Below are 18,841 nucleotides of genomic sequence, written 5' to 3'. Positions count from 1 at the left end.
CGGCCGAACCCGCTGACGCAGGATGGGCTGCTCGCGCTGTTCAAAGGCGAGGCGGTCGGCCGCGGCGTGACGCTCCTTCCGGCGACGATGGAGGATATGGGCGGGCTCGCGGCGGCCGCCGCCCGTCCGTCGCTCGAAGTTGTCTACGAGGGCGTCTGATCATGGACGGCATGCAAACGCCGACAATTCCGCCCGACACCGGGAGCGGCTGCCATGGCGGGCGGGAGACGATGCTCGCCGCCGCCACCGCCGCCGGCAAAGGTGAAGTGCTGGAGCGCTTGATCGCGGATTATCCGCGCGGGCCGCATGACCAGCCGCAATCGATGTGCCCGGCCTTCGGCAGCTTGCGCGTCGGCCTGCGGATGCGCCGGGTGGCGACGATCCTCTGCGGCTCCGCCTGCTGCGTCTATGGCCTGACCTTCACCTCGCGCTTCTACGGTGCGCGTCGCAGCGTCGGCTATGTGCCGTTCAACTCCGAGACGCTCGTGCGCGGTCAACTCTACGAGGACATCCGCGAGGCCGTATTCGAGACTGCCAAGCCGGCGGATTACGACGCTGTCGTCATCATCAACCTCTGCGTCCCCACCGCTTCTGGTGTGCCGCTCGACCTGTTGCCGAAACAGATCGACGGCGTGCGCATCATCGGCATCGATGTGCCGGGCTTCGGCGTGCCGACCCATGCCGAGGCTAAGGACGTGCTGGCGGGGGCGATGCTGCGCGCCGCGCGTTCCGAGATCGAGGCCGGTCCCGTGGCACGGCCCCGTGGTCCGGCAAGCGCGCTGCCCACCGTCGCCCTCATCGGCGAGTTGTTCCCCGCCGACCCGATGAGCATCGGCGGCCTGCTCGCCCCGATGGGTCTCGGCGTTGCGCCGAGCATCCCGGCGCGCGAATGGCGGGACCTCTACGGCGCGCTCGACTGCGACGTGGCGGCGGCGGTGCATCCCTTCTACACGGCTTCCATCCGCGAGTTCGAGGCGGCAGGTCGCCCGGTCGTCGGTTCCGGGCCCGTCGGTGTCGAGGGCACGGATGCCTGGCTGACGGCCGTTGGCCGTGCGGCGGGTTTGCCTGGCAGCCGCATCGAGGCGGCGCATCAAGCATCTTTGCCGGCGTTGCGCGGCGTGCTCGCGGCGAACCGGATCGATGCGCGCATCAACGTCTCCGGCTACGAGGGCTCCGAACTTCTGGTGGCTCGTCTGCTGATCGAGGCCGGGGCCGAGGTGCCTTATGTCGGCACAGCCTGTCCGCGCACAGCCTGGAACGAGGACGACCGTGCCTGGTTGATCGCGCACGGAGCCCACGTGCAGTTCCGCGCCTCGCTGGAGCAGGACCTCGCGGCGATGAAGGAGGTCAAGCCCGACCTCGCCATCGGCACGACGCCCGTTGTGCAGAAGGCCAAGGAGAACGGCATCCCCGCTGTGTACTTCACAAACATCATGTCCTCTAGGCCGTTGTTCGGCATTCCTGGCGCCGCCGCGCTCGCAAGCTCGATTGCCGCGCAGACCCGCGGTCGGGACCGCTTCGCTCGCATGGTGAGCTTCTTCGGCACCGCGCCCGAGGCAGCACCGGTCGCGGCACCGGCTGAGCCGGTCAAGATCAACAGCCTCGCCGCTTCGATGGGGACCTGAGCATGTTGGTCATCGATCATGATCGCGCCGGCGGCTATTGGGGCGCGGTCTACGTATTCTCAGCCCTCCGTGGCCTGCGCGTCATCATCGACGGTCCGGTCGGCTGCGAGAACCTGCCCGTCACCGCCGTGCTGCATTACACGGACGCGCTTCCGCCGCATGAGTTGCCAATCTCGGTGACGGGCCTTTCCGAGGACCAGCTGTCACGCGACGGCACCGAAGAGTCGATGAAACAGGCGAACAGCGTCGGCGACCGGCGTATGCCGGGCGTCGTCGTCACCGGCAGCATCGCCGAGATGATCGGCGGCGGCGTCACGCCGGAAGGGTCCGGGCTGCTCCGCTTCATCCCGCGCACGATCGACGAGGACCAGTGGCAGTGCGCCGACCGTGCGTTGTTCTGGCTCTATAACCAGTTCGGCGGCAAGAAGGCGGCCAAGGGCGTCCGCGTCACCAAGAACTCCAAGGATCCGAACGCGGTCGCGTCCGGCGCCCCGAAGAAGCCGCTCGTCAACATAATCGGCGCCATCCACGGCACCTTCAACATGCCGTCGGACCTCGCCGAGATCCGTCGTCTTGTCGAGGGCATCGGCTGCGAGGTCAACCTCGTCTATCCGATGGGCGCGCATCTCGATGACACGCCAAAGCTCGCGGACGCCGTCGCCAATGTCTGCCTCTACCGCGAGTTCGGCCGCCTCCTTTGCGAGGAGCTGGGGAAGCCCTATCTGCAGGCGCCCATCGGTCTTTTTGCGACGACGAATTTTCTCCGCGCGCTAGGGCAGATCGTTGGCGTCGATCCCGAGCCCTTCATCGAGCGCGAGAAGCAGGCGACGATCAAGCCGGTCTGGGACCTGTGGCGCAGCGTGACGCAGGACTTCTTCGCGACTGCCAGTTTCGCCGTCGTTGCGACCGCCACCTACGAGCACGGTCTCCGCCAGTTCCTGACCGAGGAGCTCGGTATTCCCTGCACCTTCGCGCATGCTCGCCGTCCGGGCGTTAAGCCGGACAACCAGGGCGTGCGCGAGGCTCTGAAAAAGAGCCCGCCGGTGGTGCTGTTCGGCTCCAACAACGAGCGCATCTACGCGGCCGAACTCGGCCTGCGCTCGATCTACATTCCGGCCTCGTTTCCGGGTGCGATCATCCGTCGCGCCACGGGCACGCCCTTCATGGGCTACGCCGGAGCCACTTACCTCGTTCAGGAGTTCTGCAACGCCCTGTTCGACATGCTGTTCAACATGCTGCCGCTCGGTCGCGACCTCGATCAGGTTGAGCCGACGCTGGCACGTGGCGAGGACGCCCCTCCGGTCTGGGAACCGGAGGCGCGCGCCTTGTTCGACGATCATGTTGAGACCGAGCCGTTCCTCATCCGCATTTCCGCCGCCAAGCAATTGCGCGAACGGATCGAGAAAGATGCGCGGCGTGAGGCGGAGCCGTGCGTCACCGCTGCCCGCGTTTCTGCCTCGCTGGCTGCGATGGCCATGTCGTGACCAGCGACTTAACCGACTTCATGAGGAGACAAATCCATGGCGAGCGATCTTGAAAGGCGGTCGACCCTCTCGGGTCTGACAGAGGGGGAGGCGAAGGAGTTCAACCGAATCTTCATCATCAGCTTCCTCATCTTCGTGGGCATCGCGATCGTTGCCCATATCCTGGCATGGGCCTGGCGGCCTTGGCTGCCCAGCGTGCATGGCTATCAGACCGGCATGTTGCTGGATCATCCGGCACTGCATGGCCTGGCGGCCCTGGGCACCCATGCCGCTTCTGTCCTGCTGACCTGAGGGGAGGGCGCCATGTATCGCGTCTGGATTCTCTTCGACCCGCGGCGGACGCTGACGACGCTGTTCGTGTTCCTGCTGATCCTCGCTCTGGTCATTCACTTCATCCTGCTGAGCACCAGCCGCTTCAACTGGCTGGATGGCCCGAACGCGGATCGCTACGGCGGCCCGTCCCAGGTGCAGCAGATGACGCCTATGCCAAGTACGAAAACACCCTGAACATGGGTTCTGTTGGGGGCCGGTGAGAGCCGGTCTTCAACGGAGCGGGGAGACGCCTCAATGGCCATGATGAATTTCGAATACAAGTACCGCATACGTGGCGGTACGCTGATAGGCGGGGACCTGTTCGACTTCTGGGTCGGACCGTTCTACGTCGGCTTTTTTGGCGTCACCACGATCTTCTTCACGGTGATCGGCACCGCCTTGATCGTCTATGGCGCCGCGATCGGACCCACCTGGAATGTCTGGCAGATCAACATTCCGCCACCGGATCTAAAATACGGGCTGGGCTTCGCGCCGCTTGCGAGCGGCGGATTGTGGCAATGGATCACCTTCTGCGCCATCGGTGCTTTCGTGTCCTGGGACCTGCGCATGATCGAGATAGCGCGCAAGCTCGGCATGGGGCTGCACACGCCAATCGCCTTTGCCTGTGCCATCGTCGCCTACATCACACTGGAGGTCATCCGTCCCGTGATGCTCGGCGCCTGGGGCAACGGCTTCCCGTACGGGATCATGGCCCATCTGGATTGGGTCAGCAACGTCGGCTACCAGCATCTCGAGTTCCACTACAATCCGGCGCACATGATCGCCGTGACGTTCTTCTTCACCACCACCCTCATCCTCTCGATGCATGGCGGCGTGATCCTCTCCGCGCTCAATCCGGGCGGCGACGAGCCGGTCAAACCGTCCGGCTATGAAGACAGTTTCTTCCGCGATCTGATTGTCTATTCGATCGGCCCGCTCGGCATTCATCGGCTAGGCTGGTTCTGCGCCATGAACGCCGGCTTGTGGAGCGCCGTCTGCATCGTCATCAGCGGCCCGTTGTGGACGCATGGCTGGCCGCAGTGGTGGAACTGGTGGCTTAACCTCCCGATTTGGGGATAGAGCGCGATGTTCGATTACCGCACTGCATTCGGCTTACAGTACCAGAACATCTTCAACCGCGTTCAGATACGCGGCCCGGTGGACGAGGGCGCGCCCCTTAAATGGGGCGAGGAGAACCGGATCGTTAAGCCGTTCCACTCCTACCTGATGGGGTTGATCGGGGCGGCCCAGGTCGGGCCGTTCTACCTCGGCACTTGCGGCCTCATGTCCATCGTTTGCGGCTTCATCGCCTTCGAGATCATCGGCCTCAACATGCTGGCCTCGGTCAACTGGGACCCGGTGCAATTCATCCGGCTGCTGCCCTGGCTCGGGCTGGAGCCGCCGGCGCCGTCCTGGGGTCTGCGCATTCCGCCCTTGAATCAAGGCGGCTGGTGGCTCATGGCTGGGTTCTTCCTCACCGCCTCGATCATCCTGTGGTGGTTCCGGGTCTATCGTCGTGCCCGCGCGCTCGGTTTGGGAACTCATGTCGCCTGGGCCTTCGCCGCCGCCATCTGGCTCTATCTTGTCTGCGGCTTTCTGCGGCCGCTGCTCATGGGGTCGTGGGGCGAGGGCGTGCCCTTCGGCATCTTCCCTCATCTGGATTGGACCGCGTCGATCTCCATCCGCTCCGGCAACCTCTATTACAACCCGTTCCACATGCTCTCGATCGTCTTCCTCTATGGGTCGACGCTGCTCTTCGCGATGCATGGCGGCACCATCCTGGCCACCAGCCGCTATTGGGGCGAGCGTGAGCTCGAGCTAGTGACGGATCGCGGCACGGCCGCGGAGCGCGGCGCGATCTTCTGGCGCTGGACAATGGGCTTCAACGCGACCTTCGAGTCTATCCACCGTTGGGCGTGGTGGTTCGCTGTGCTCTGCCCGCTCACCGGCGGCATCGGCATTCTGCTCACCGGCACCGTCGTCGATAATTGGTATCTCTGGGGCGTGAAGCACGGCATCGCGCCGGTTTATCCCGCGGTCTATCCGTACATCCCCACCCCGCCGAGCGATCTTACGGGGGTCCTGAAATGAACCCCTTCCTGGCCCCGTTCCGCCTCACGGGATGGCTCATTTCAGGATTGTTCAACGGCGCCCGCTACCATCCATACAAGGCTGCCGGGTGGGCCGCCGGCATTATCGTGGCCCTTGTCGTCTGGGGCCTGGCGAGCACGCTGCAGACCCTGCCGATGGCAAGTATCCAGCTAGGGCCACGCGGCACGGGAATGATCGAGCAATATAACCTGGCGGCGAGCAAGGTGAACATGCCGCTGAATTCGCCGACCGGCGAGTATCCTGCGGTCACTCCCGCAGGCAAGCCGGCTGCCGCTGTCTATAAGAACATCCAGGTGCTGAAGACGGTCGATGCCAACGACTTCCTGCGGGTGATGGCGTCGATGGCGCAGTGGGTCGCGCCGCAGGTCGGCTGCGCCTACTGCCACTCGGTCGCGAACATGGCGTCCGACGTGATCTACACGAAGGAAATAGCGCGCCACATGCTGCTGATGACGCAGTATATCAATGAGAACTGGCGGAGCCACGTCGGCGCTGCAGGCGTCAACTGCGGCACTTGCCACCGCGGCGCCGGCGCACCGCAATATACGTGGACCTTCCAGCTGCCGCCGGGCGGCCTGCACGGCGTTGCCGCGACGACGACCGGCGAGAATTACCCGTCGCCCGCCGCAGATATGTCGGCGCTGCCTTCCGATCCTTACACGCCCTTCCTTTTGAACGCCGATCCGATCGACGTTCAGGGGTCGACCGCTTTGCCGGCGGGCAACCGCACCTCGATCGAGCAAACCAACTGGACCTATGCCCTGATGATGCATTTTGCACATTCGCTGGGCGTCGGGTGCAACTACTGCCATAACAGCCGGGCCTTCTCGATTTGGGACCAGGGTACACCGAACCGCCTGACCGCCTGGTATGGTATCCAGATGGTGCGCGACCTTAACAACAACTTCATGGTTCCGATCACGAATATCTTCCCCGCCGGCCGCCGTGGCCCGATGGGCGATGTTCCGAAAATCAACTGCCAGACTTGCCACCAAGGCGCGTATGCCCCCTACTATGGTGCGCATGTCGTGGACACTTACCCGGCGCTTACGCACCCCACGAACGGAAGCGGTACGACGGCGCAAACAATCGTGCGGCCTCCCTTCGCCCTTCCGCCTGTGATGAGGTCTTCATCGCTTCAGCCTGCGACCGGCCCTAAGGAGGCAAGTTTGTCTGCACCAGTGTTGTCTGGTACCGTCGCTCAGTCGGGAGGTGCGACACCATGAACAAGAAACTACTCGGCGGGGCGCTTGGCATCGTGCTGTCGGCCGGTGTACTCGCGGCTCACGGCTGGGGCGCGACGCAGGTGCCCTTGCAGACAGCGGGGCAGGGTCCGTCCCAGGCCCCGTCCACCGATGCCGCGCTCATCGCCAAGGGCAAATACCTGACGACCATGGGCGACTGCGTCGGCTGTCATAGTGCGAACGGCGGGAAAGAGTTTGCCGGCGGCCAATACATGGCCATGCCCTTCGGCAAGATCTCGACGCCGAACATTACGCCCGACGTGAATACCGGGATCGGCTACTATACGGATGCCGGCTTCATCCGCCTGATGCGCGGGGGCATCACGCCGAAGGGGCAGTACATTTACCCGGCGATGCCCTATCCTTGGTATACGACCTTGCCGGACGACGACATCCTGGCGATCAAGGCCTATCTCTTCTCGCTGCAACCAATCCACGCGCCGCGCTTGAAGAACTACATCTGGTTTCCGTTCAACCTGCGACCTGCTGTTGCTGGCTACAATCTCTTTTTCCTCGGTAGCCGCTATCACCCCGATCCTCACCTGACGGCGCAGCAAAATCGTGGCGCCTATATCGTCAACGGACTCGAGCATTGCGGCGAGTGCCACAACCACCGGAACTTCCTCGGCAACACCGCGGTAGCACTGAACGTTCTCGGCGGGCCGATCACGCAGTGGTACGCGCCCAGTCTGCGTTTCGATCCCACGACCGGCATCGGGCGCTTCAGTGACGCCGACATCGAGGAGTTCCTCAAGGACGGCGATTCGCCCTCCATGGGCACCGTCGCCGGACCCATGTCGGAGGTGATCGACTACAGCACCAAGTATCTGACCGACGCTGACCGCGCGGCGATCGTCGCCTATCTCCACACCCTGCCGACGACGCCCGCCTACTACGAGTGGAAGCGTGGGCCGAACAACGCAACGGTGCTCGCTGGTCAGCAGGTCTATCTCAGCCACTGCGCAGCGTGCCATCAGCCGGACGGCCAGGGGATCAAGGGCAACATCCCGGCGCTCGACGGCAACGGGATGGTAACGGCAACCGGCCCGCAGAGCGTCATCCGCGTCATCCTCGGAGGGCTTGAGGCGCGTGGAAGCTACGCGTTGATGCCCGGTGTCGGAGCCACGATGACCGATGAACAGGTTGCCGAGGTTGCCAATTACGTCCGCCAGGCTTGGAGCAATGTGGCTCCGATGAGTGCGACGCCCTTGCTCGTCAACATCATCCGCAAGGACACTCACACTTTCACCAACGGTCAACGGCCCGACGGCTGCCCGACGCTCGAGCAGGACCAGCTGAAAACGGCGCTTGCGGACAACTCAAACGGGCTTGAGGATCTGCTGAAGTCCACCACCATGCCGAACATGCTTAACAACGTGAACGCGATCGTGCAGAAGCTGCATAGCGTGGCGCCCACGGTCTCGAGATCGGACGCGGTCAATGGCCTCACCATTGCCTACTGCCCGATTGTAAATGGCGATGACACCATTCCTCCCGACCAGCGGGCCTGGCAGCTGACCCACTTTGCCGACCGCCTCTTCACGCAGCTCTCTAATAACGGGAGTGACTGAAAATGTACATCGGGTGGTTCATCCTCATCTTTGTGATCTGGGCCTGGCTGACCGGCGGATCGATCTATGGGTGGCGGGAGCATAAAATCGGCGCGTGGCTGACTGCCGGATCGGTCGTTGTCTGGACAGGCATCGCCGGCTTGTTCGTCCTTTTCGCGCTGCCGTACTGGAAGGTCGTTTACCTGGTGCTGCTGCAACCGGGCTGAGCAAAATTTTTTGGTTCTTTTTTAGAAAAAGAACCGCTTGCTTCTTGCCTACCGGGCGTCTTCCTTGAGCAGTGTCTCCACCACCTTGGCCGAGGTCAACACGCCCGGCAGTCCGGCCCCTGGATGGGTGCCCGCGCCGACGAGATAGAGGCCGCGAACCTCCTCCGACTTGTTATGGAACCGGAACCACGCGGACTGCATCAGACGTGGCGAGACAGAGAATCCAGCCCCATGCCGGCTCCGGTATTCCTCGCTGAAGGTTTGCGGCGTCATCCAGCTCTCGGTCACGATCGCGGCGGAAAGCTCTGGCAGTTCGCGCGCTTCCATCATCGCGACAAGCCGGTCTCGCAGGCGAGGGGCCGCGACTGCCCAGTCGATCTCGGAACGAAGATTAGGCACTGGAGCGAGCACGTAGAAGGCGTCGCAGCCGGGCGGCGCCATGTCGGGGTCGGTCGCCGTGGGACGATGGAGATAGAGGCTCAGATCGTCCGGCACCTCGACGCCACGGCCGAAGATCTCGTCGAGCAGTTCCCGGTAGCGCTGACCAAGCAGGATGGTGTGGTGCGCGGTCGTCTCGTAGCGGCGATTGGTCCCGAAATAGAAGACAAAGAGACCCATGGAGTAGTCCAGCCGGTCGAGCTTCCGGTCGGTCCAGCGCCGTCGTTTCAGGCTTGGAAGAAGATCGGCGTAGATTGCAGGCGCGTCGGCGTTGGCGATGACGGCGTCCGCGGGTAGCGTCTCCCCGGTTGCAAGCGCCACGCCTGTGATCCGGCCGTTTTCGTGCAGAAGGCGGGCGACATCGGCTTGCAGGCGGACGGCGATGCCCTGGCGCCGCATGAGCGCGCCGAGCCCCGCCACCAGGGCGCCTGTTCCGCCTTTGGGAAACCAGACGCCGTGCGTTCGCTCCAGGTGCTGGATGAGAGCGTAGAGCCCACTGGTATGAAAGGGATGCCCGCCGACGAGAAGCGGTTGCAGCGAAAAGACGCGCCGCAGGCTGTCGTCTCGAAGATAGCGCCGCACGATGCTGTAGACGCTCCGGTGGCCCGAAAGCCTCACGATCTCCGGAAACGCCGTCATCATCGTTGCGAGCTTGTGGAACGGCTGAGCGCTGTAGCGTTCATAGCCAATACGGTATAATTCCGCCGAATGCCGCTGCATTTTTTCGTAGCCGGGAAGATCCTGCTGGCAGAACCGGACGACCTCGCCGCGCATGGCGTCGGCGTCGCCGGTCAGGTCGAAGTGCCGCCCGTCGACAAACCGGACGCGGTAGAAGGGGGTCACGGGCAGCAGAGGCACATGGTCGCGCCTGTCCTCGCCGAAAAGCGCGAAAAGTTCGTCCAGGAGGAACGGCGCGGTGATCACCGTCGGTCCTGCATCGAAGTGAAAGCCGTCGTGCCGCACAACACGTCCGCGACCGCCCAGCTGATCGAGACGGTCCAGGAGCGTGACCTCATAGCCGAGGGCGCGGGCGCGCAACCCGGCAGCGATACCGCCAAAGCCGCCGCCAATGACGATCACCTTCCGCCCGGCCGCCAAATTCGCTCGAGGCGCGGCCATTAGTTATTTGACATTCGTGTCACGGGCTCGAAAGATGATTAAAATACCACAAGACCTGATGGCGTACGTCCTGCAGGTCCCCCATCTCCAGTAGTCTGGAACGGGACGCGGGATAGCGAACACGGCGGGCGGTAGGATGACGAATGGTCCATACGGCGATCTGTTTGAGACGTCACCGCATGATCACGACAACGATCGATGGTGGCCTTTGCTTGGCAAAAATCTGAAGCGAACGCATGCCTTGGAGAGCACGACCGTCACGGCGTTGCTGCTGCTCTTCGTCATGGCGACAGGTGACCGGAAAGACGCGCTTCCTGCTACTGGAGAGGTTCTCAACCTCGTCTTCGCCCTGCAGAAACCTCGTGACGGGGCGGAGACGGATGCAACGCAACGTGCCTCACTCGTTGCGCGTCTCAGCGCGGTTCTGAGTGATCTCCGCCACGATCTCGACTGAGTTTCCGGCGGCCCTGAACGAGCCATCACGCAAAGACCGATGCGGGTGCTTCTGCCTTCAGGCGGGAACCCAGCTCCGCGCCCATGCGGGCTGCATCGACGGCACTGCCCTCGATCTCGGCCCGGCGCAGGAAGGTGCCATCCACGGAGGCGAGCAACCCGCTCAGCCGCAGGCGATTGCCGGTCAGAAGCTGCCCAAAAGCGCCGATCGGCGTGGAGCAGGAGCCGTCCAGGGTGCCGAGCAACGAGCGTTCCGCCGTCGCCGCCACGCGCGCTGCGCGGTCCTCGACGATCTTGAGCAGTTCGCGCAGTTCGGTTGCGTCCTCCCGCGCGGTGATGCCGACGATGCCCTGACAGGCGGCGGGCAGCATGGTCGTGGGCGCAAGTGCGACCGAGGCTTCCGCTTCCAGGCCGAGCCGCCGCAGGCCGGCCATGGCCAGCAGGCTTGCGGCGCAATCGCCGTGACGGATCTTGTCGAGGCGCGAATGCACGTTGCCGCGCATCATGGTGATCCTGAGGTCGGGCCGCGCATGCAGCAGCTGCGCCTGGCGACGGACGGAGCAGGTGCCGATGACAGCGCCCTGCGGCAGGCAGGCGTAAGGATCGTCGTCATCCAGGGCATCGCAGCTGTCGCTGAGGATGAGCGCGTCCCGCACATCCTCGCGCGGCAGGGTGCAGGCGAGCACGATGCCGGGCGGCAGCGTCGTTTCCAGATCCTTGAGGCTGTGGACCGCCAGATCGATACGTCCATCCATCAGCGCCTCGTGGATCTCCTTGGCAAAGAGGCCCTTTCCACCGATCTCGGCGAGGCGCCGATCCTGCACGGCATCGCCCGTGGTGCGGATGATGTGCTCCTGGAACACGTCCATCTGGTGCAGCACCGGGCAGACGCGGGCGAGGAGCGTCAGGAAGCTGCGAGTCTGCTGCAGGGCGAGCGGAGATGCACGGGTACCGACCCGCAGCGGCAGCTGCGGATGGTGCCGGGGAACTGACGCCGGTGCTACAGCGGGCGCCGTGCGCGTCCACGTCGATGCGGCAAGGAGGTCCGTCTGCAGCGCCGCGGCGTCCATCAGCTTTGTCCTTTGACGAGCCCGCGATCCGCTCGTCCCATGAACGGCCCATTGAGGCGGACCATGGCGCGGTTCAGAACGGAGGCAATGCTAACCCAGATGAGGTAAGGCACGAGAAGTGCGGCCGCCAACGGCGAGCGCGGATAGAAGTCCAGGATCAGCGCCAGGACCGAGAGCCAGAGGAACACGACCTCGATCAGTGCCCAGTCCGGGCGCTTCAGCTTGAAGAAAAAGAGGCTCCAGAGAATGTTGAAAACGGCATTGATGGCAAAGAGCCCGAGCGTGACGGTTTTGTCCCAAGGTGTTGGAGAGGCTCGCCAGATGAGTACGGCGGCAATGCAGGTCAGAACTCCGATGGTGCTCCAGACCGGACCGAACGCCCAGTTCGGCGGCCGCCACGGCGGGCTGCGCAGGCTGTGATACCAGGGGCCGATTTCGGTCAGAGCGCCACCGGCGCCGAGCACGCAGATGGTCGCCACCGCCGCAATGATGATCGTGACGATCACGCGGACAGGATCCCGGTCAGATGGCCCATGCTCTTGCAGAAGATCCGCAGGTGGACGAGCGGCTTGGCTCGCACCAGCTCCTTGGTCATGTAGGCGGCCCAGGTCAGCCGCTGCACATCCTGGTCGCGGCAGATGGTGACGAACCGCTCACGCCGCCCGTCGCTGATGTACCAGTAGCGCTGCATGATGCCGAGCACGGCAAACACCTGCCCGTGGCTTTTCATGAACCGGCGTCGCGCATCGCGAAGCGCGCTCGTTTGACCGGTGGCGAGAAAGCGCTCCACGGCCTCGCCGGCGAGCTGCCCGCCGAGCATAGCGTAATAGATGCCCTCGCCCGAGGCCGGGGCCACGACCCCCGCCGCGTCTCCGGCGAGCAGCACGCTCTCCCCGTCATCCCAGCGCCGCAGTGGCTTGAGCGGGATCGGCGCGCCTTCGCGGCGGATTGTTTCGGCACCGGCAAGCCCGGTCGCCTCGCGCAGCTCGGTCGTCGCACGACGGAGCGCGAAGCCTTTGTTGGCACTGCCGAGGCCGACGCTCGTTGTCGGGCCATGCGGGAACACCCAGCCGTAGAAGTCCGGCGATACCTTGGCTTTGTAATGCACCTCGCAGCGCGCGGGATCGAATGATCCGTGCGTGGGCGAGCGGACGATCTCGTGGTAGGCGAAGACGTAGCGCATGCGGTCGGCGCCCTTCACGCCGGCGGCGCGGGCGACGCCCGAGCGCGCGCCGTCGGCGCCGATCACCGAGCGGGCGCGGAGCGTGAACGGGGCGCCGTCGCTGCCCTTCTCCCGGCACTCGAGGGTGACAATGCCATCGGCATCGCGGCTCAGTCCCTCGAACAGGCCGGTGCGCAGCACGGCGCCATCGGCGCCGGCGCGGCGGCGCAACCAGTCGTCGAACTCCTGCCGGTCGACCATGCCGACGAACCCGTTCTCGATCGGCATGTCGGCAATTCGGTCGGAGGGGGCGAACATCCGGGCCGAGGTCACGCGCGCCGCCAGCAACTCGTCGGGGATCGCGAAGTCCTGGATGAGGCGGGGCGGGATGGCCCCGCCGCAGGGTTTGACGCGGCCCCCGCGGTCGAGCAGCAGCACGGAGCGTCCGCTTTTGGCGAGGCTCGATGCGGCGGTAGCCCCGGCCGGGCCTCCGCCGACGACAACCGTGTCGTAGATCGTTTCGCCGTTCATGACACTGCTCCGGAGAGGGTGAGGGCCGTGGTCATCACGGCGCCAAGGCGAAGGCGGTTACGAGCATGCCGAGCACATAGAGCGTGGTGCCGGTCGCATTGTACCAGGGGGCGCGGCCGCGAGGGTCTTCCAGCAGCCGGACCATGAGGGCGAGCTGCGCTGCCAGCAGAGCCACCACGATGCAGGCATGGATGGGCATCCGCCAGACCAGGAGCAGCACCACGATGGCGGCCTGGGCCCCGCCCATGGTGATGCAGGCGAGGCGGCAGGCGCGGTCCGGGCCGAGCCTCGCGGGCAGGGAGCCGAGCCCCATCTGCCGGTCGCCCTCGATCGACTTGAAGTCATTGAGCGTCATGATGCCGTGGGCGCCGAGGCTGTAGATCAGCGCCACCACGATGACGGACGCCGACGGCATCGCCCGCAGGCACACCGCAGCGCCCGCGAACCACGGCAGCCCCTCATAGGAGATGCCGACGGCGAGGTTACTCCACCATCCGTTGCGCTTGAGACGGATCGGCGGGGCGCTGTAGATCCACGCGAGGATAAGGCCGGTCGCGGTCGCGAGGACGACGGGCGCGCCAAGGAGAAACGCTACCGCCGCAGTCAGGATCGTCCAGCCGACGGCGATCCCGAAGCCCCACTGGCCCGGCACGCGCCCGGAGGGAATGGGGCGGTTCGGCTCGTTGATGGCGTCGACATGACGGTCGTACCAGTCATTCACGGCCTGGCTGGTGCCGCAGGCGAGCGGCCCGGACAGGACGAGGCCAATGGCGACGACGCCCCAGCCGCGCGCGCCGGGGCCGCCGGCGCAGGCGACGCCGCAGCCGAAAGCCCAGATTGGCGCGAACCAGGTGATCGGCTTCAACAACTCCAGCAGCGCTCGCGGGCTGGGCCAGGTGCGGACGCCGGCCTTGGGCACCAGCCCGACCGTGCCGCCACCCTCTCCCACGATGCGGTCGCTCACGATCCGGGCTCTCCGTCAGGCTCAGCATCGCCGGGATCGCTCAAGCCGTAGCGTCGCAGCTTCACGTAGAGGCTCTGCCGGCTGAGGCCGAGCATCTCGGCGGCGGAGGCCCGGTTGTTGCTGGTGAGTTCCAGCGCCGACTCGATGCACAGACGCTCGATCACGTCGATCGCGTCCCGCACCAGTTCTTTCATGGAAACGCGGCCGATGAGTTCCGTCAGCTGTTCGATCGAGCGCGGCATCGCCCGCGGGGGCTGGGCTCGCGCCGTCGTCAGGCGGCGTCCGATATCGCGGATGACGAAGCCGAAGCACTGCTGCCCGTCCAGCATGACGGCGTTGGCCGAGATTTCGACATCGTTCGTGCCGCCCATCTCGCCGCGGATGCTGGTGGCGAAGAGCCGGACGACGCCGCGCTGCTTGAGATTGGCCAGCAGCACTTCGGTATCGACGCCCGACTGGCCGATCCAGTTTTCAATCGAGCGCCCCTCCGCCCGGGCCGGCGACCCGAGCTGCGCCATGGAGATGAACGCTGCATTGGCGTTCATGACCTCGCCATCCTGACTGGTGAGGACGAAGCCGTCCGTCGCCTGGTCCAGCGCCGTCAGCAGCCGTTGGTTCACGTCCGAGGCGCTCTTCGCCGTCGTTTCTGGCGCCACGGTGGAGAAGCGGAGCACCAGCACCGCCGACTTCTCCTCCATGAGCACGGTAGCGCCGAGCGTCACGCTCACGTCAGGGCCGAACTTGGCGCCGGCTGCCTTGTCGCCCGTCGAGTCCGGGTTGAGGCGCACCCTCATAGACTGCGGGCTGCCGGCCTGACGCATGCCCGCCAGCAGGCGCTGGGCGCCGGCACGATCGTCGGCGTGCAGAAGGTCGACGACCGGCGTGCCCAGCGTGCGGCGCCCCTGCTCGATCAGCTTGAGCGCGGCTGGATTGGCCTCGGTGACGCGGAGGGTCTGCGCGTCCGCAACCATGAGCGGTTCGGGCGCGGTCTGGAACAGGCCCCGATAGCGGGCCTGAGCCTGCCGCAGGCTCGTGTAGTCGCGTTCCAACGCCTGCTGCGCGTCGACGAGGCGCTGCTGCAGAGTGGCAAGGCGGCGCAGGTCACGCCCAAAGGCGATGACCGAGCCATCGCTGTTGGCTCTGACCGCGGAGTACTCGATCGCGACATCCGGCCCGTCGAGCGCCGCCGGGTGGTTGAGGTGGCGCAGATGGGGTTCAGCGTCCTTCAGAGCGCCGTCCAGAAGAGCTTCTGCCTTGTGCCGGCTTTCGACGGTGACGGTATCGGCCCAGAGCCGTCCTGCCCAGGAACCGGCATCCCCGACTGCATTTTCCAGCTCGGGCGTTCGGAAGGCGCAGTCCTGGACGATGCCGTCGGAGCTGACGAGCAGGGCCACGTCCGCCGCGGCGGCGACGACGCGCGAGGCGTCCTCGGCAGTGAGCGGGCCGATGGAGCCGTTATCGCGGGAAAACCACTTGCTAGCCCTCATCGCGGCATTCTTGCGTTGGCCCGGTCCGGGCGCGGTTTGATCAGGATGGTTATCGTATGGCACTGGACTGAGACGCCGTTGGCCGCTGGAGCTGGTTCAGCAGCTCCTCTGCACGCACGGTCGCCTCGGCGGCGCTCGCGGCCGTGCCGTCCGCCCCCAGGGTCTCGACGAGCGAAGGGGTCGCCAGGATCATCGCCCCGCCGACCATTATGATGACGTTTTTGTTGTGGGAGGCTCGACGCACTGCCTTGATGCAGTGGTCGGCCCGGCTGACCTGCACGTCCGTCGCCATCGAGAACCCGACGACATCGTAATCGACGGTCGCCACCAAATCGGCGACATCGTCTGTTCTGGAGACCTGGACGGTAGATACCTGCCACCCTGCGCTATCAAAACAATTGGCAAGTAACGTCTTGGCGAGATTATGTTGTTCACCTTCCAGTGTCAACAAGAGCAGGGTCTTCCGGGATGCGCCGGGTGGCAACGTGACGCGCCGGGTCATCGGCGCGATCTCGTGCGCCATCCGCTGCAAATGGAACATGCCGATGGTGACTTCCTCAAAACCGGCACGGTCCTCGACCCATAGGACACCGAGATGGCGCGCGGCGTCGGCGACGAGTTCCAGGCATCTTGCCTCGGGAGCCTCGCCCCCGGCGATGAGCCGCTTGATGACAGCTGCCACGGCCTCCTCGGGTTTCGCGCCGATTACGCCTAGGGCCAGTGCGACGGCGTCGGCCTCGCCATGTCCCTGACGGACGAGCGGGGCGGCTGCGAGCCGCTTTGCGGACGCCTTTCCGGCGGCGGCGGCGCGAGCGTTGTAGGCGGCAAGCAGCCGCGGAATGATATCAGCCTCGACCACACGTTCGATCGCCGCCTGTCGCCGCTGCGGAGACCGTTCGTCATGCAGAATGCTGACGACGGTCCGGCACACAGGCGCCTCGCTCAACGGGTAGCTCGACTGCTCGTTCATGGTCGAGCTCGATGCTTCCTGATGACTCAGACCGGACATCCCTAGCCCCCTCTAGACGTTATTATCAGTGCCGATGGGCACTCCCACTGTCAATCGGAATTTACGTCTAGAATGCTTGACAGTCGGTGCGCCGGAGTCATAGCGTTCACCCCGAAGACGACGCGGCAGGCTTGGGTCTGAGACGCATGAACCCCTCCTGGATGCCGAGTGTTCCGAGCCCACGCGAAGCGCGGGAAGAAGTCGGGAGTAGCTATGATCACAAGTTTCAGCGATCTCATCAACACTTTCGACAATTCTCCTTGGCCTGCGACCACGGGGCGGTGCTCTGGCACCGTCATGCCCCGGGTGACAAGCCTGGTTTACACGCCGGATCAGCGCCGCCGCCGTGACAGCAGCCCCTGGACCATGGTGCAGGGGCTTCTCGCACCGCTCCAGTTTCTCGCCTTCATCGTCAGCATCGGGTTCGTTCTCCACTATCTGGCGACCGGGCATGGCTACGAGGCGGCAACCATCTCCGTCGTGGTCAAGACCGGCTTTCTCTACGCCATCATGATTACCGGTTCGATGTGGGAGAAGGCGGTGTTCGGCCGCTACCTGCTCGCTCCGGCCTTCTTCTGGGAGGATATGTTCAGCTTCCTGGTGATCGCGCTGCACACCGCCTACCTGCTGGCGCTGGCAACCGGGGCGCTCACCTCGCAGCAGATGATGCTGCTGGCGCTGACTGCCTTCGCCGCCTACGTCGTCAACGCCGCCCAGTTCGTGCTCAAGCTGCGCGCGGTCCGCCGGGAAGCGCCGACCGGCGGCATGGCGGTCGCGAAGTGAGCGCCGCCGCGCATCCTGTGACCGCTGCCGGCTGCGCCGCGCCGCCGGTCATCCGGGAGCGTGGCCAGCGCGAGGTCTTCTGCGGCCTCACCGGCATCGTCTGGCTGCACCGCCGCATCCAGGACGCCTTCTTCCTTGTTGTCGGCTCCCGCACCTGCGCCCACCTGCTGCAATCGGCGGCGGGCGTCATGATCTTCGCCGAGCCCCGTTTCGCCACCGCCATCATCGAGGAGCGCGACCTCGCCGGCCGCGCCGATATGGATGACGAGCTGGACCGCGTGGTGGCCCGCCTGCTGGAGCGCCGGCCCGACATCCGCATGCTGTTCTTGGTCGGATCTTGCCCCTCCGAGGTCATCAAGCTCGACCTGTCGCGTGCCGCCGCGCGGCTGACACGCCAGTTCCTGCCGCAGACCCGGGTGCTGAGCTATTCCGGCAGCGGCATCGAGACGACCTTCACCCAGGGCGAGGATGCCTGCCTCGCCGCACTCGTGCCCGAACTGCCGGCGAGCGACTCCACGCAGCTGATGGTGGCGGGCGCGCTGCCGGATGCCGTGGAAGCCGAGTTCGCCGGCATCTTCGCCCAGGCGGGTATCGGGCCGGTGCAGTTTCTGCCGCCGCGCCGCGCGACCGCGCTCCCCTCCGTCGGGCCCGGCACCGTGCTGATGCTGGCGCAGCCGTTCCTCACTGAGACCGCCCGCCTGCTGGAGGCACGCGGTGCGCGCCTCGTGGTGGCGCCTTTCCCGATCGGTGCCGAGGGAACGAGGCTCTGGCTGCAGGCGGCGGCTCAGGCGATGGGCGGCGACGCTGACCGGCTTGCCGCGGCCATGGCTCCGGGCATCAAGCGGGCCGCCATCGGCATTGGCCGTCATCGTGCCATGCTCGAAGGCCGCCGCATTTTCTTCTTCCCCGATTCGCAGCTCGAAGTGCCGCTGGCCCGGTTCCTCTCGCGGGAACTCGGCATGGAGCTGGTCGAGGTCGGCACGCCCTACCTCAACCGCCAGCACCTCGCCGGCGAACTCGCTCTGCTGCCGGAGACGACGCAGCTCAGCGAGGGCCAGGACGTGGACCGGCAACTGGACCGCTGCCGCGCCGCCTCGCCCGATCTCGTGGTCTGCGGGCTGGGCCTCGCCAATCCGCTGGAGGCCGAGGGCACGCCCACCAAATGGTCGATCGAGCTGCTGTTCAGCCCGATCCATGGCTTCGAGCAGGCCGGCGATCTGGCGGGGTTGTTCACCCGTCCGCTCCGCCGCCGCGCGGCTTTGGCGGTATAG

Annotated in this window: 19 protein-coding genes; 12 read left to right on the top strand and 7 right to left on the bottom strand. The window is 65.4% G+C overall.

The window, feature by feature from the left end:
- The first annotated feature begins 161 nt into the window (after positions 1-161).
- From bchY to ACOEQ1_RS07630, 9 genes are read left to right on the top strand one after another with little or no spacing between them, the layout of a single operon-like run.
- Positions 162-1,625: a chlorophyllide a reductase subunit Y gene (bchY, locus tag ACOEQ1_RS07670; protein ID WP_419758597.1), complete on the top strand. Its 1,464-nt coding sequence runs from the start codon at positions 162-164 to the stop codon at positions 1,623-1,625.
- Between the two features lie 2 nt (positions 1,626-1,627).
- Positions 1,628-3,109: a chlorophyllide a reductase subunit Z gene (gene bchZ / locus ACOEQ1_RS07665; RefSeq protein WP_419758596.1), complete on the top strand. Its 1,482-nt coding sequence runs from the start codon at positions 1,628-1,630 to the stop codon at positions 3,107-3,109.
- A gap of 36 nt (positions 3,110-3,145) precedes the next feature.
- Complete coding sequence (pufB, locus tag ACOEQ1_RS07660; protein WP_419758595.1) at positions 3,146-3,400, top strand: light-harvesting antenna LH1, beta subunit; 255 nt, start codon at positions 3,146-3,148, stop codon at positions 3,398-3,400.
- Between the two features lie 12 nt (positions 3,401-3,412).
- On the top strand, positions 3,413-3,616 hold the full coding sequence (pufA, locus tag ACOEQ1_RS07655) for a light-harvesting antenna LH1, alpha subunit (RefSeq protein ID WP_419758594.1): 204 nt from the start codon (positions 3,413-3,415) through the stop codon (positions 3,614-3,616).
- Between the two features lie 60 nt (positions 3,617-3,676).
- The gene (gene pufL, locus ACOEQ1_RS07650; RefSeq protein ID WP_419758593.1) at positions 3,677-4,501 is read left to right on the top strand and encodes a photosynthetic reaction center subunit L; all 825 of its coding nucleotides are present in this window, start codon (positions 3,677-3,679) and stop codon (positions 4,499-4,501) included.
- A gap of 6 nt (positions 4,502-4,507) precedes the next feature.
- A complete protein-coding gene (pufM, locus tag ACOEQ1_RS07645) occupies positions 4,508-5,512 on the top strand; it encodes a photosynthetic reaction center subunit M (protein ID WP_419758592.1) in 1,005 nt (334 codons plus the stop codon).
- Positions 5,509-6,759 carry a photosynthetic reaction center cytochrome PufC gene (gene pufC / locus ACOEQ1_RS07640; protein ID WP_419758591.1) on the top strand — a complete coding sequence of 417 codons (1,251 nt, stop codon included), beginning with the start codon at positions 5,509-5,511 and terminating at the stop codon, positions 6,757-6,759. The genes pufM and pufC overlap by 4 nt, the downstream gene beginning before the upstream one ends.
- A complete protein-coding gene (locus tag ACOEQ1_RS07635) occupies positions 6,756-8,348 on the top strand; it encodes a c-type cytochrome (protein WP_419758590.1) in 1,593 nt (530 codons plus the stop codon). Before pufC ends, ACOEQ1_RS07635 begins: the two co-directional genes overlap by 4 nt.
- A gap of 2 nt (positions 8,349-8,350) precedes the next feature.
- Complete coding sequence (locus ACOEQ1_RS07630) at positions 8,351-8,554, top strand: hypothetical protein (RefSeq protein ID WP_419758589.1); 204 nt, start codon at positions 8,351-8,353, stop codon at positions 8,552-8,554.
- 48 nt (positions 8,555-8,602) lie between these two features.
- Here ACOEQ1_RS07630 and crtI read toward each other — a convergent pair whose 3' ends face one another.
- On the bottom strand, positions 8,603-10,111 hold the full coding sequence (crtI, locus tag ACOEQ1_RS07625) for a phytoene desaturase family protein (protein ID WP_419758588.1): 1,509 nt from the start codon (positions 10,109-10,111) through the stop codon (positions 8,603-8,605).
- 241 nt (positions 10,112-10,352) lie between these two features.
- Between crtI and ACOEQ1_RS07620 the strand changes: the two genes are divergently transcribed.
- Positions 10,353-10,565, top strand: a complete 213-nt coding sequence (locus ACOEQ1_RS07620; protein ID WP_419758587.1) for a hypothetical protein — start codon at positions 10,353-10,355, stop codon at positions 10,563-10,565.
- A gap of 25 nt (positions 10,566-10,590) precedes the next feature.
- Here the strand turns inward: ACOEQ1_RS07620 and hemC are convergent, their stop codons facing one another.
- From hemC to ACOEQ1_RS07590, 6 genes are read right to left on the bottom strand one after another with little or no spacing between them, the layout of a single operon-like run.
- Positions 10,591-11,634 (bottom strand): hydroxymethylbilane synthase, encoded by a 1,044-nt coding sequence (gene hemC / locus ACOEQ1_RS07615; RefSeq protein WP_419758586.1) that lies wholly within the window; start codon positions 11,632-11,634, stop codon positions 10,591-10,593.
- Positions 11,634-12,140, bottom strand: coding sequence for a TspO/MBR family protein (locus ACOEQ1_RS07610; protein WP_419758585.1), 507 nt, complete (start codon positions 12,138-12,140; stop codon positions 11,634-11,636). The genes hemC and ACOEQ1_RS07610 overlap by 1 nt, the downstream gene beginning before the upstream one ends.
- Entirely contained in the window at positions 12,137-13,327 is a 1,191-nt protein-coding gene (locus ACOEQ1_RS07605) for a geranylgeranyl diphosphate reductase (RefSeq protein WP_419758584.1), read from the bottom strand. The genes ACOEQ1_RS07610 and ACOEQ1_RS07605 overlap by 4 nt, the downstream gene beginning before the upstream one ends.
- Before the next feature lie 34 nt (positions 13,328-13,361).
- Positions 13,362-14,291, bottom strand: coding sequence for a chlorophyll synthase ChlG (chlG, locus tag ACOEQ1_RS07600; RefSeq protein WP_419758583.1), 930 nt, complete (start codon positions 14,289-14,291; stop codon positions 13,362-13,364).
- A complete protein-coding gene (ppsR, locus tag ACOEQ1_RS07595; protein WP_419758582.1) occupies positions 14,288-15,778 on the bottom strand; it encodes a transcriptional regulator PpsR in 1,491 nt (496 codons plus the stop codon). The genes chlG and ppsR overlap by 4 nt, the downstream gene beginning before the upstream one ends.
- A gap of 49 nt (positions 15,779-15,827) precedes the next feature.
- Entirely contained in the window at positions 15,828-16,787 is a 960-nt protein-coding gene (locus ACOEQ1_RS07590; protein WP_419758581.1) for a cobalamin B12-binding domain-containing protein, read from the bottom strand.
- A gap of 297 nt (positions 16,788-17,084) precedes the next feature.
- Here ACOEQ1_RS07590 and bchF point away from each other — a divergent pair, with 297 nt between their 5' ends.
- Entirely contained in the window at positions 17,085-17,570 is a 486-nt protein-coding gene (bchF, locus tag ACOEQ1_RS07585) for a 2-vinyl bacteriochlorophyllide hydratase (protein WP_419758580.1), read from the top strand.
- Positions 17,567-18,841: a ferredoxin:protochlorophyllide reductase (ATP-dependent) subunit N gene (locus ACOEQ1_RS07580; protein ID WP_419758579.1), complete on the top strand. Its 1,275-nt coding sequence runs from the start codon at positions 17,567-17,569 to the stop codon at positions 18,839-18,841. The genes bchF and ACOEQ1_RS07580 overlap by 4 nt, the downstream gene beginning before the upstream one ends.

The organism is Acidisoma sp., from assembly GCF_965199065.1.
Lineage (GTDB): Bacteria > Pseudomonadota > Alphaproteobacteria > Acetobacterales > Acetobacteraceae > Acidisoma.
Note: the sequence above shows the minus strand (reverse complement) of the source record. Positions and strands in the feature narration are given on the sequence as shown.